Source organism: Thioalkalicoccus limnaeus (assembly GCF_041197575.1).
Lineage (GTDB): Bacteria > Pseudomonadota > Gammaproteobacteria > Chromatiales > Chromatiaceae > Thioalkalicoccus > Thioalkalicoccus limnaeus.
The window spans coordinates 1-11,933 of record NZ_JBDKXB010000049.1 but is presented as its reverse complement, the minus strand read 5'-3'; the positions used below and the strand labels follow the sequence as shown (position 1 = coordinate 11,933).

Annotated in this window: 10 protein-coding genes; 7 read left to right on the top strand and 3 right to left on the bottom strand. The window is 66.8% G+C overall.

Features of this window, described 5'->3' with window-relative positions; all coding sequences use genetic code 11:
- Positions 1-2,245 (top strand): hypothetical protein (locus ABC977_RS17625; protein WP_369668586.1); only part of this gene is annotated, 2,245 nt, incomplete at its 5' end.
- A gap of 185 nt (positions 2,246-2,430) precedes the next feature.
- Here ABC977_RS17625 and ABC977_RS17620 read toward each other — a convergent pair.
- Entirely contained in the window at positions 2,431-2,667 is a 237-nt protein-coding gene (locus ABC977_RS17620; RefSeq protein ID WP_369668587.1) for an SOS response-associated peptidase family protein, read from the bottom strand.
- On the opposite strand from ABC977_RS17620, the gene ABC977_RS17615 reads away from it, so the two are divergent.
- The 6 genes from ABC977_RS17615 (at position 2,632) to ABC977_RS17590 (ending at position 8,585) form a co-directional block, all read left to right on the top strand.
- Positions 2,632-2,970, top strand: a complete 339-nt coding sequence (locus ABC977_RS17615; RefSeq protein ID WP_369668588.1) for a hypothetical protein — start codon at positions 2,632-2,634, stop codon at positions 2,968-2,970. The genes ABC977_RS17620 and ABC977_RS17615 overlap by 36 nt on opposite strands.
- Before the next feature lie 1,108 nt (positions 2,971-4,078).
- Positions 4,079-4,270 carry a helix-turn-helix domain-containing protein gene (locus ABC977_RS17610; protein ID WP_369668585.1) on the top strand — a complete coding sequence of 64 codons (192 nt, stop codon included), beginning with the start codon at positions 4,079-4,081 and terminating at the stop codon, positions 4,268-4,270.
- 279 nt (positions 4,271-4,549) lie between these two features.
- Positions 4,550-5,317 (top strand): 7-alpha-hydroxysteroid dehydrogenase, encoded by a 768-nt coding sequence (hdhA, locus tag ABC977_RS17605; protein ID WP_369668584.1) that lies wholly within the window; start codon positions 4,550-4,552, stop codon positions 5,315-5,317.
- 53 nt (positions 5,318-5,370) lie between these two features.
- On the top strand, positions 5,371-6,168 hold the full coding sequence (locus ABC977_RS17600; protein WP_369668583.1) for an SDR family oxidoreductase: 798 nt from the start codon (positions 5,371-5,373) through the stop codon (positions 6,166-6,168).
- A gap of 24 nt (positions 6,169-6,192) precedes the next feature.
- Positions 6,193-7,995 carry an alginate export family protein gene (locus ABC977_RS17595; RefSeq protein WP_369668582.1) on the top strand — a complete coding sequence of 601 codons (1,803 nt, stop codon included), beginning with the start codon at positions 6,193-6,195 and terminating at the stop codon, positions 7,993-7,995.
- Positions 7,992-8,585: a hypothetical protein gene (locus tag ABC977_RS17590; RefSeq protein ID WP_369668581.1), complete on the top strand. Its 594-nt coding sequence runs from the start codon at positions 7,992-7,994 to the stop codon at positions 8,583-8,585. Before ABC977_RS17595 ends, ABC977_RS17590 begins: the two co-directional genes overlap by 4 nt.
- 826 nt (positions 8,586-9,411) lie before the next feature.
- On the opposite strand, the gene ABC977_RS17585 is transcribed toward ABC977_RS17590, so the two are convergent.
- Together ABC977_RS17585 and recD are read right to left on the bottom strand one after the other, a co-directional pair.
- Entirely contained in the window at positions 9,412-10,098 is a 687-nt protein-coding gene (locus ABC977_RS17585) for an SOS response-associated peptidase (protein WP_369668580.1), read from the bottom strand.
- Positions 10,099-10,249: 151 nt separating this feature from the next.
- Positions 10,250-11,933 (bottom strand): exodeoxyribonuclease V subunit alpha (gene recD, locus ABC977_RS17580; protein ID WP_369668579.1); only part of this gene is annotated, 1,684 nt, incomplete at its 5' end.

Genomic DNA, 11,933 nt, shown 5'->3' with positions numbered 1-11,933 from the left:
CGACGTGGCCTGTCGCGCCGTGGCTCGTTGGTTAGAGGTTGTGGCACACGCGGACAGCGGCGCCGAGCTGTTCAGCCACGATCAGGAAACGCAGAGAGTCTTGTCCGAGCACGATCTGGCTGAGCTGGTAAAGAGGGCCCCTGACGCCTTCGTGAACGCTGCGGTCGTCCCGTGGCTGGAACTGCTCACGCGTGCCGCTGACCGCGATACCGTTCTGCCCTATAACGATCGCATTTGGCATGGAGGCTTCCGGGAGCTGTCTCACTGGGGCCCGGAAGTCCTGATCATGTCATTGGTAGCGGCGCTCAAGGGGGCTGCCGCATCGTCCCCGACTTTGGTCCGATCGGCCATTGACCAGTTGAACGCGTCCGTGTGTCAGACGGCCCACGCCGTTCTCTTACGCGCTCTCGCGATCGAGGATGGTGCATGGAAGCCGGTCGCCGTCGAATACTTGGCGGAAAACTGGAAGCAGTGGGGCATCTGGTACCACGATCAAGCACGCTGGGACTGTAGTGAGTTGCTGCGAACCCTGTCTCCTTTTCTCGATGAGGCCGACGTAGCGCGGCTCGAGCCCTGGCTACTCGCCGACTTCGAGCGCTGGCAGCCCTCCACCCCGGACGAAGCTAGTCCGGACAGGGTTGCGGCCAGGGAGCGGGCAAACTGGTTCCGATGGTCTTACGGACAACACCAGCATCTGCTCCTTCGCGTGCTACCGACGGAGTTGCTATCTGCCGCGGCCAGGCGACGCAAAGGGGAGCTTGCGCGCAAGGCGGTGTCGTTGGATTGGAGACTGGAAAGCCCGCATTCTTTGAAAGGGGGCATTGTTCAGCCACCAGTGCCTGAAAAGGCCACTGAGAGGATGAGCGATGCGCAGTGGCTTTCTGCCATCCGGAAGTATGTCGACGACCAGGCGCGCGTTTGGCTGCACGATCGCGTGCTAGGCGGCGCGCGTGAATTGGCAATAGCCCTCAAGGAACGCACCAAGGAAGAACCCGAGCGTTTTGCACGCCTGATGCTGAACTTTCCGGAAGACGCGAACGAACACTACTTCGAGGCCGTTCTGATGGGCCTTCAGGAGGGCGGAGTTTCGCCGGACCTCTTGCGCCAAGTTGTCGAACGCGCCCACGAGCGTCCCGATCGCCCGCACGGTCGTTGGCTCCCGCAGGTCATCGCCAAGCACGGCGATCAGGATCTTTCAGGCGCGTTACTCGATGTCGTCTCCTGGTACGCGACCGAGGACCCTGATCCTGCCGAAGAGCTGTGGCAGCAGGACGCAGGGGGGCAAGGGCCTTACTACGGAGGCGATCCGTACACCTATGGCATCAACACCGTCCGCGGCAGCGGAGCACGCGCGATTGCCTGCCTGATCGCTCGAGAACACAGGTACTGGGAGCATTTCTCACCAGTGCTGGAGCGGATGGTCGCAGATCCGTCGATTTCGGTGCGGACCTGCGTCGCTCAGGCCTGCGTGCAGGCGCTGCGCTACGACCACACAACCGCTGTAGCCCTTTTCCTACGGCTTTGCGAGGCGGAAGACGACCTGCTCGGCGCGCATCCCGTCGAACAGTTTCTTTACTACACGGCTCTCGGCGAGCTTGAGCAGGTTTGGCCGATCCTCGAGCGGATGCTCGCTTCCGGTGTCGCGAAAGCCAGAGATGCGGGCGCTAGGCAAGCGACGTTGGTCGCGCTATCTGACGAGTCTGCGCGGCCCTTGGCCGAAAAGGGGATTCACGGCGATTTGGAGACACGGAAGGGGGTGGCTGAGGTTCTGAGCCACAACATCTTTGCAGCACCGGACCGCGGGTATTGCGAGGCATCCCTGATACGTCTCTTCTCTGATCCCGATTCCGAAGCACGCCTCGCGGCCAGCAACTGGATAAGGCACGCTAGAGACATGAAGCGCATAGAGCCGATCCTTTCGGTTGCACAGACCTTCATCGAAAGTCCGGCGTTCGCCGAGGGCGCCGAGCGGTTTTTCTGGGCCATCGAAGAAACCGTAGATGCACCTCCTGGCCTGCTGATGAAAGCGGGCCACCGCTTTCTAGACCTGGTCGGCTCTGCAGCCGGCGACCTTAGGCTATCCTCTGCCGCCACCGCCGACAGCCTGAGTGGCCTCATCCTTCGCGCCTACCGCCAAGCTGAACAAGACCCAGACCTTCGTCGGCGGTGTCTCGACCTCTTCGATCGATTGTTGGAGGTGGGCGGCTATGGCGCCGATGAGGCCATCGAGGCGTTCAGCCGTTAATGGCAAACAGCAGGAGCCCCACGCCTGGCTTGTGGAGAATGTGCGACTACCCGACGCTCAGGGCGGATGAGCCAGTGCCCGGAAATGGCCGATACCAGACCACCCGCCAGCCGCAACCATCCACGGCAGTATAGGCCGTTACCACAAGTTCGCCATGGTATCCGTCGCGTAGGAGGTAGCGCCTATCAGCCGGCTGGTTCCCCTACCTGCTCCACCAACCCCGGATCATCGTTTTTCGGGTTGTTCACCCGCCGGCTGACCGGCACGGCCTGGAGCCTCTCCCCCGGATACGACCGCAGCAGCCCCTTCAGCACGTCCTTGTCCTGGTTCTCCGGATCCAGCCAGGTCGCGAAGTCCTCCGGGTCGAGCAGGACCGGCATGCGGTTGTGGATCGGCGCCAGGAACCTGTTGGAGTCGGTCACGAGGATGGTGCAGGACTCGATGACCTCGTCGCCGCGGTCTTCTTCGGCACCGGCGTGCCCTACTTCGCTCGGTCGGCCCTCCACGAATGCGCCGACCTCTACGCCGACATTCTGCCCGAGGATGCCGAGATCACCGCGGTCGAGGTGACCGCCCGCGAGCTCCGGGTCCAGTATCGGTCGATGCAAGGCGCTGGATCCTTCTGGTGCGGCCGGCGTGCCGACGGGTCGCTCGATGACGTCGCGACGCTGAACCGCAAGATCGACTTCCTGTGGGAGCACCCGGAGATCGTGCCGCGGCTGTAGGAAGGGCTTGGGGGCCTTGTCGCGGCGGGAGCGCGACGCAGGGAGAACACAAGTGGGCCGACCTCGTCACGGGGCCAACGCGCCGTCAGGCGCCCTGCCCTCTTGAAGGGTTGGGGGTAATCCAAACAGGTCGTGACCTTTTGGAGCGCAGCGACCCGCGCAGCGGCCGTGGGGTCCGGGGCACTCCCCGGATGAGAACAGGTCGGGGCCTGGCGCGGGCCTGGCCGGCACCGGCGCTGGCGGCCACGACCTGCATCGAATAGCTGCCGCGAGCGCCGGTGCCGAGAAGCCAGGGCCGTGCCAGGCCACGCTCCTTCGCTTCCAAGAGCGCCAGCCGAAGCCCAGGAGCGCCGTGCCACCGCACCGGGCCGGGGAGCGCGTCGTGTGCGCTGCCCGGCCCGTGTGCGGGGGCGCAAGCGGGCCAGCCGTCGGCAAGGCGCAGCGAGCGGCGCGCGGCTTGCTCGCGCACGGACGCGCGATGCAAGGCGCGTGACGGAAGCGGTCCGGTGGGAGTCGGCGGGGCCTGAGTCCGGGAGAGTGGCCGTGTCTCGGGACCAAGCGACTACGTCCGGGACCGCAAACGACCCAGACCTGCCGCTGGGCGCTCCATGCTGAGTGACCGCTTTGGACGCAGTGCGGTCGCTGGCCGTGGAGGAGGAAATCCGACCGTGAGTCCAGAAAGCGGACGCTGCCCGAGTGGTGTCACTTCTGGTGCCTTCGCCCTCCAACCCTGGGACTTCTGCGCGTCGGCGATAGGCTGTTCCCGCCCCGAAGCTGACGGAGAAGCAAGCTTTCCAGCAGCGGAAGGGTTCTGTCCACTTGCCTCAGCAGATGGAGTGCCCACTACCGACGCTCACGGCCCCAGAAAGATTCACCCGGCCGTCGGCTACGTCCCAACTGCCGCCAGTCACAAGGGGGACGGCGAGCGTCTCCTGAACGTGCTTTGCGGTCACCCGTGGCGCTGAGCCTGGGCGCGTGCTTACGACCATTATGGTCCTTCAGTGGATGCTTATGGACGGCGGCGGGATTTCATACACCGCCCCGTGGAGCGTGTAGGCTCAAGGGTTCGTCCGCGACCCACTCCGGGGCGCGGGGGCGCGTCGAGGGCATGTCCTATGACGAATTCATGTCGCGCGCGCGTCCCGACAACGAGCCCGCACCCATCAATCTGCAGTCCATCGCGGATTACAGCGGCATCCCGCGGGAAACCGTCCGCCGCAAGGTCCGCGACCTGGAGGCCCAGGGCTGGATCATCCGCCGCGACAATGGCTATCTGATCGCCACCGCCAAGGCTGCGTAGGATCTCGAGCCCGCGACCGAGGCAACACTGCGCTACCTTGCCACGGTGGTCTCCGCTTGCACCGAGGCGACGTCCGGCTGAACGTACCTCGCGCGTCCACCGAGCCGCACCCGGCGCGGCGGTGGACATGCCGCGTCTGCCGTTGCTCATACTGAAACCCAGCGCTCAAAGCCAGCTCACTTCGTGGCTTGGTCATGCCCGCCCATTTTGGGCGCAAAGCGGCTTGCCGCTCCGCGGCGCGTCCTCATCTCCCACGTATCCGAACCAACTGGTGACAACATGTACGATCCACGCGCTTTCCAGCTCGACGGCGCCGTTGCGCTGATCACCGGCGCCGGCGCCGGCATCGGCCGCGCCATTGCCGAAACCTTCGCCGCCGCCGGCGCTTCAGTCGCCGTCACGGACCGCGATGCCGAAGCGGCCAGGCAGGTGGCCGCCGCCATCACCGACGCCGGCGGCAAGGCGACCAGCGTCGCCTGCGATGTGACGAAGGAAGCGGACTTGGTTGCCGCGGTGGACCTCGCCGTCAAGGCCTTCGGCCGCCTGACCATCCTGGTCAACAACGCCGGCGGCGGCGGTCCCAAGCCCTTCGACATGCCCATGTCGGACATGCGCTTTGCCTTCGAGCTGAATCTGTTCTCCGTCTTCCGGCTCTGTCAGCTCGCCGCGCCGCATATGGAGCAGGCCGGCGGCGGCGCCATTCTCAACATCACCTCGATGGCCGGCGACAACAAGAACCAGCGGATGGCCTCCTACGGGGCTTCCAAGGCCGCAGAGAATCACCTCACGCGCAACATCGCCTTCGACCTCGGACCCAAAAATATCCGTGTGAATGCCATCGCCCCCGGCGCGACCCGTACCGATGCGCTGGCGAAGGTCCTCACACCCGAGGTCGAAGCGAAGATGCTCGAGCACACGCCGCTGAAGCGCCTCGGCGAGCCCGCGGACATGGCGAACGCCGCGCTCTTCCTCTGCGCGCCCGCCGCGGCCTGGATCAGCGGTCAGATCCTGACCGTGTCCGGCGGCGGCGTGCAGGAGCTCGACTGACGCCGATTGGTCCGTTCGTTTCCGACCAACGCAAACCCCACCAGGAGCACAACATGTCCCAGTTCGACCCGTTCAAAGACTTTCGCATGCGGGGCCATTCGGCCATCGTCACCGGCGGCGCGCAGAACATCGGTGAGGCCATCGCGCGCAGCTTCGCCGGCGCGGGGGCCAAGGTGATGATCGCCGATCTCAACGGCGAGAAGGCCGAAGCGACCGCCGAGAAGATCGCCAAGGAGACCGGCAGCGAGGTCATCGGCATGGCCTGCGATGTGACCGACGACGAGCAGATCGACGCCTGCGTCGCGAGGACCGCCGAGACCTTCGGCGGTGTGTCGACGCTCGTGAACAACGTCGGCTGGGGCAAGGCCTATCCGGACCCGCTCGCGGTGCCGGCCGATGAGATGGTCGAGAGCTACCGGCTCAACACACTGGCGGCCCTACGGATGACGGCGGCCTGCCGCCCGTACCTGGAGCAGGCGACCAACCCCACCGTGACCAACTCCGGTTCGCTCGTCGGCGTACTGCCGGCCTTCGACTTCATCGCCTACTCGGCGGCGAAGGCGGCGTTGAATCACGCCATGCTCGGGCTCGCGCACTACTTCGCCAGACAGGTGCGCATCAACACGGTGCTCATCGGTACGGTCCTGACGCCGGGCTACGCGGAGGCGGGCCTCGACGAGAAGGTCCAGGAGGCGCTCGCACACCCGGACAACCTGACCGGTCGGGCCGGACGTCCCGAGGACATCGCCAACGCCTTTCTGTGGCTCGCCTCGCCGGCGGGGAGTTGGATCTCCGGGCAGACGATCCAGGTCTCGGGTGGCGGCAAGCGTGTGCGCCTGATGCCCGAGTAACGCCCGGCGCTAGGCTCCGGTGACATGTCCCGACAGGCGGCAGACCCAGCACTGGCAAACTGCTCACATGGCTCAATGCTCGTCTGGACCCTGGTCTGGATGATGGCGAGCGGCACGGCGGTGGCTCAGACCGGCGCGGGCATCGGTGTCGGCGTCGGTGGCGGCCCTGGCTACGAGGCCCTGCAGCCGCTGTACGGCGGCGAGACCATCACCGCCATCATCGTCATGGTGGAGCCGCCGGATGCGCCCGGCGCCGAGAGGCTCGACACGACCGTGCGCGACGCGCTTAGCCTGCGCCCCGGCGATCCGTGGAACCCGATACTCGGGGCGGCGGTCCGGGCCAGGCTGGAGGCGCGCCCCGACATCCGGGCCATCGAGTTCGCCAGACGCGAGATCGGCGGCGGCGTCGAGCGCCAGCTCATCGTCACTGTCTTCCCCGCCACCGTCGAGGCGTCGAAGCCGCCGCGCGGTCTGCTCGTCACGGGCGACCCAGGCGACTTCCCGCTGCTCTACCGCAAGGGCGGGCGCTACCTGCGGGTCATCCTGAACGGCGGCTTTGGCATCTACTCGGACGGCAATCCTTGGTTCGACAGCCCCGAGACCTTCACCCGCGGCAATCCGCTGGTGGTGCAGCCGGCCGAGGGCGCGGGGACCGGCAGTCGGGCGAGCTGGGCCGAAGCGTTCGTCCAGATCGGCGTCGGCGGCGTCACGCCCGTCGGGGGTGACGACCTCTACGGCTTCGGCGCCCTGTCCGGCATCGGCCCCGGCTCGGTGGGGCGGGACATCTTCCGCGACGATCCGCGCGCCACCTTCGACCTTGAGCTGGCCTACGCGGGCCTGCTCTACGCACCGCAGGACGAGCGCCATCGGTTCAAGGTCTCCGCCGGGCGTCAGAACTTCACGCTGAACAGCGGCTTTCTGATATCCCAGTTCGGCTCCCAGTGGAATGCCGGGCCGAGGCCCGGCGTGTACATGTCGCCCCGCACCGCCCACGACTTCGCCTTCCTCGCCTCCGGGCGGCTCGGGGATTGGTCGGCTCAGGCCTTCTGGCTGGACCCAAACGAAAACGAGCCCATCGAATCCCATACGCGCGTCGCCGGCCTGAACCTGCGCCGCCAGACCACGCGGCGCTGGGCCCTGGACGGTTCGCTCATCTACATCCCGCGGTCGGATACCCGCTACCTCGCACCGGACGCCCGCCCGCGCCTGCGGGAGGGTCTGTGGACCGTCGCCGGCCATGCACATCGCGGCGCGCGGCCCGGCGCCCCTGGCGCCTGGTTGGAGGCGGAGCTCGCCTATCAGTGGCACGACGACTTCCCGATGGCGGCCTGGGCCGGCTACGCGGAGGCCGGCTGGATCGCTCGGACGACGCCCTGGACACCGAGCATCTCCTACCGCCTCTCATCCTTCTCCGGCGACGACCCGGACACCAGCCGCTACGAGCGCTTCGACACACTCTACTCGGGCGGCCTGGATCAATGGCTGCAGGGTATCTCCATCAACAAGGTGCTCACCCAGGCCAACCGCAGGACACACCGGGTCCGGCTGAATCTTAGCCCGACGCCGAGGCTCAACCTGACCTTCGACGTCTACAAGCACACCGCCAACGAGAAAAATAATCTCGGCGCCAACCCGGCGCTCGGCACCCTGGCGTCCCGCGACCTCGGCGAGGAAATCCAGCTCACGGTCCGTTGGGCCTTGTCGCAACGCCTGTTCCTGCAGGGCATCGCCGGCATCGCCTTTCCCGGCTCTGCCATCGAAGACGCAACCGACGGCGACGCCGAGCCCTGGAATACGGCCCAGCTCCAGTTGTTCTGGGGCTTTTGATCGATCGTACCCGACTGCCGCTCGCGATCGAAGCTGGGAGCGATGCTCTTCCGGTCGCGAATTTCTCCGAATTCTTTGACCCACTCAGAGAGATACCGATGTCCACTCCTAAACAAACAGCTTCACCGAGTCCATCCGACGTCGCGAAAGGGGCGGTCTTGTCTGGCGTCATCAATGCGATCATCAACGGGGCGATCCAATGGTACCTGCTCTCAGGACACGCACCGTTGCCGTTGACCGTGGACAGCATTTCCACCGACGAGCACACCGTATTCGGCGCCGCGGTGCCCCTCGCGGTCAGTCTGGCGATGATTCTAACGGCCGTCGCCTACACCACCGTCAAGCCACCCAAGCCGCGGTTCTATCCGACTTTCCTGTGGCTGACCATCAAGCATGGCTTCTTTGCGCTCGGCGTCATCGTCACCTTTGCGGTGCTGTGGCAACGCGTGCTCGGCTCCATCCTCGTTCCCCTGGCGGCGGCCGTGATCATCCTGGGTCTGGTCGCAGGGGTTGTCTCAGCGGTCGTGAACTACATGACCATCACCGAGAGTTACCGGCGCAGTCAACCGGGATGGCCTGATCTGGGCTAAGCCCGGAAGCGAAGCGCAAGCCGGCAAGCAGCGGGCCGCGCTGACCTCGGCTTTCTGCGTGCTGCTGTACGATGCCGGCGCTGGGTATGCCGGCCTGGCTTGATCGATTCAAAGGCTTCCCCTCTGCACGGCCATTTATCGATCTCAATTCGCAATGCCGATCCAATAGGAGTAGATGTGATAACGCGTTTTCCGCTTGGGAAAACAACGACGATCAGCGCTGCCCTCGGCGCCTTGGTGCTTGTATGCGTGCTGGCGACGGGCGTTGGCTGGGCGCAGGACACGACGCGTGAAGAACCAGCGGCCGGCGCTGACACGGAGGACACGGCGCCGGCCTATCCGGCGGGTCTCGATGATCCGTCCATCGAGCTGCGGTCGTCCCGGAGGGACGGCGCGGGCGACCGGTATCAGCGTTTAAGAGTCACTGAGCGGATTCCTGCGGATCGAAAATCTCGCCTGGGACACGCCCTCTACAAGGAACCGTAAAGGTGGAAAGAAACTTTGCAGTCGTACGCCCTGGTGGGCTCCCCGAATGTCTCTTCCTGGCCGGGTACGGTCCCTCCAGGCGCAGACAGCTTCACCCCGCGCGGGGGCGCGGCAGGCCTCGCCTCCATCCGCGGATGAATGTCTGCTTTCTGCCGGGCGGCCTGGCCGCTTACACCGCCGACCGCTGACCGCAAAGCGCGTTTACCGGACGCTCCGCTCACATCGGCCAGTGACCGGACCTGGCCGATACCAGACCACCCGCCAGCCGCAACCATCCACGGCAGTATAGGCCGTTACCACAAGTTCGCCATGGTATCCGTCGCGTAGGAGGTAGCGCCTATCAGCCGGCTGGTTCCCCTACCTGCTCCACCAACCCCGGATCATCGTTTTTCGGGTTGTTCACCCGCCGGCTGACCGGCACGGCCTGGAGCCTCTCCCCCGGATACGACCGCAGCAGCCCCTTCAGCACGTCCTTGTCCTGGTTCTCCGGATCCAGCCAGGTCGCGAAGTCCTCCGGGTCGAGCAGGACCGGCATGCGGTTGTGGATCGGCGCCAGGAACCTGTTGGAGTCGGTCACGAGGATGGTGCAGGACTCGATGACCTCGTCGCCGCCTGGATCCTTCCAGCGCTCCCAGAGGCCCGCCATGGCCATCGGCGCGCCATCGCTCCGCGAGATGAAGTAGGGCTGCTTGACCTTGCTCCCCGGCTGGGCCTGCCACTCGTAGAAGCCCTCGGCCGGGATCAGGCAACGGCGCTTGCGAAAGGGCTCGCGAAAGGACGGGGCCGTGGCGACGGTCTCGGCGCGGGCGTTGATCGTCGAATAGCCCGTCTTGCGCTCCTTCGCCCAATGCGGGATCAGGCCCCAGAGCAGGGGATCAGCCCGACGGTGACCGTCAACCTCGCGGATCGCGAGGATCAGCGTCGCGGGCGTGATGTTGTAGCGCGGCGCGACGTCCGGGATCTCGCCGAGGTCGAAGTAGTCGGCGATCGCCGCGGGCGGGAGCCCCAGCGCAAAACGTCCGCACATCTCAGGACCTCCTTGGTCGACAGGGAATCAGGATAGCGTCAGTTTAGGAGAAGGGAATGCAACGTAAATGGATCGTCTTCGCCCTCGCCGCCCTCGTCGCCGCGGTCCTCTAGGGTCCTGCCGGCCATCGCTCGTTGACAGGTCGCGCGACTCACATCCCGGTCGCATCGCGAAGCGGCTCGAAGGGCTCCGCCTCGGCGATCCCGATCAGGCCACTGGCGCGTTGCACGCGCTGCTCGAGGGCCTCGGCCAAGACCTGTTCCTCGCTGTAGAGCAGCGTGAAGCGGTGCTTGGCGCGGGTGATCGCGGTGTAGAGGAGTTCCCGGGTCAGGACGGGGTTGGGGCGGTCGGGCAGGATCAGCGCGGCGTGGTCGAACTCGGAGCCCTGGGACTTGTGCACGGTGAGGGCGAAGACGGTCTCGACGCTTTGCAGGCGGCTGGGCAGGACCCAGCGCACGCCGCCGTCGACGGTCGGGAAGGCGACGCGCAGGATGGCCCGGTCCGGGCGGCCAGGGGCCGGCCAGGGGAGTGTGACGCCGAGGTCGCCGTTCATCAGGTTCAGGCCATAGTCGTTGCGGGTGACCATGACCGGGCGCCCCGGAAACCAGTGTCGCTGTGGTCCGGTTGGGAGGGCCTCGGCGTGCGGGTCGGCCGCGAGGAGCCCGTGGGCGCGCAGCCGCTCGATGATGCGCTGGTTGAGGCCCTCGACGCCCCAGGCGCCCTGGCGGAGCGCGGTCAGCAGCTGAAAGCGCCTCTGTGCCTCGAGGACGCGGCGCGCCCAGGCGCTGACCTCGGTCGGATCCGCACCGGCGTCGGGGGCGTTGTCGCGGATCACCCGCAGGTAGCTTTCGGGGGCGCCGTAGACCTCTTCGATCAGGCGTGCGAACCGCGCGTCGTCGGCCCCGGCCAGCTGTACGGCCTGGAGGCTGTCCGGGTCGTGGCCGGGCCGCGCGGGCGCGTGCGCGAAGAGCCGTTTGACGGCGGTGAGCCGGTCGCGGCCGTCCGGGGGCGGCGGGATCGTCTCGTTGACGCAGGCGGCCAGCGCGCCGATGCCGCCGTCGGCGCGGAAGCGATAGCTTTGGCGCAGCATCACGATCGACTGATCGAGTGCGGTGCCGGCGGGGTCGATCAAGGCGTCCGGCAGCCGGTCGCCGGACGCCTGGCGCAGCCAGGCGGCGGTCTCGGGCCGGTAATGGCCCGCGGCGGCGCGTCGGCACAGATCGCCGAGTACCGCGCCGGCCTCGACCGAGCTCAGCTGGTCCTTGTCGCCGAGCAGGATCAGGCGGGCGTCGGGGCGCAGGGCGTCGAGCAGTCGGGCCATCATCTCGACATCGATCATCGAGGCTTCGTCGACGACCACCAGATCGGCCGCCAACGGATGGGCCGCCTGATGGCGGAAGTGGCGGCTGTTGGGGAGGGTGCCGAGCAGTCGGTGCAGGGTCTTGACCTGGGTCGGCAGGCTGTCCGCGATGCCCGGTGGGCTGGCCAGGCCGCGGATCTGGTCGGCGATCGATTCGTTGAGCCGGGCCGCGGCCTTGCCGGTCGGGGCGGCCAGTTCGATGCGCAGGGGCGGCGCTCCGCCGGCCGCGGCCAGGCCCTGCAACACCGCGAGCAAGCGCACCACGGTCGTGGTCTTGCCGGTCCCGGGGCCGCCGGTGATGATCGCGAAGGCCTGGCGCGCGGCCAGCGCGCAGGCGATGCGTTGCCAATCGGGCTGGGCGGCGTCCTCATCGCCACGCGTGCCGAACAGCGCCCTGAGCGGCTCGTTCAGCGCGGCGACGTCGACGGCCAGGTCGCGCTCCAGGCGGGCCTGAATGCCGTCGCGGATCTGGTTT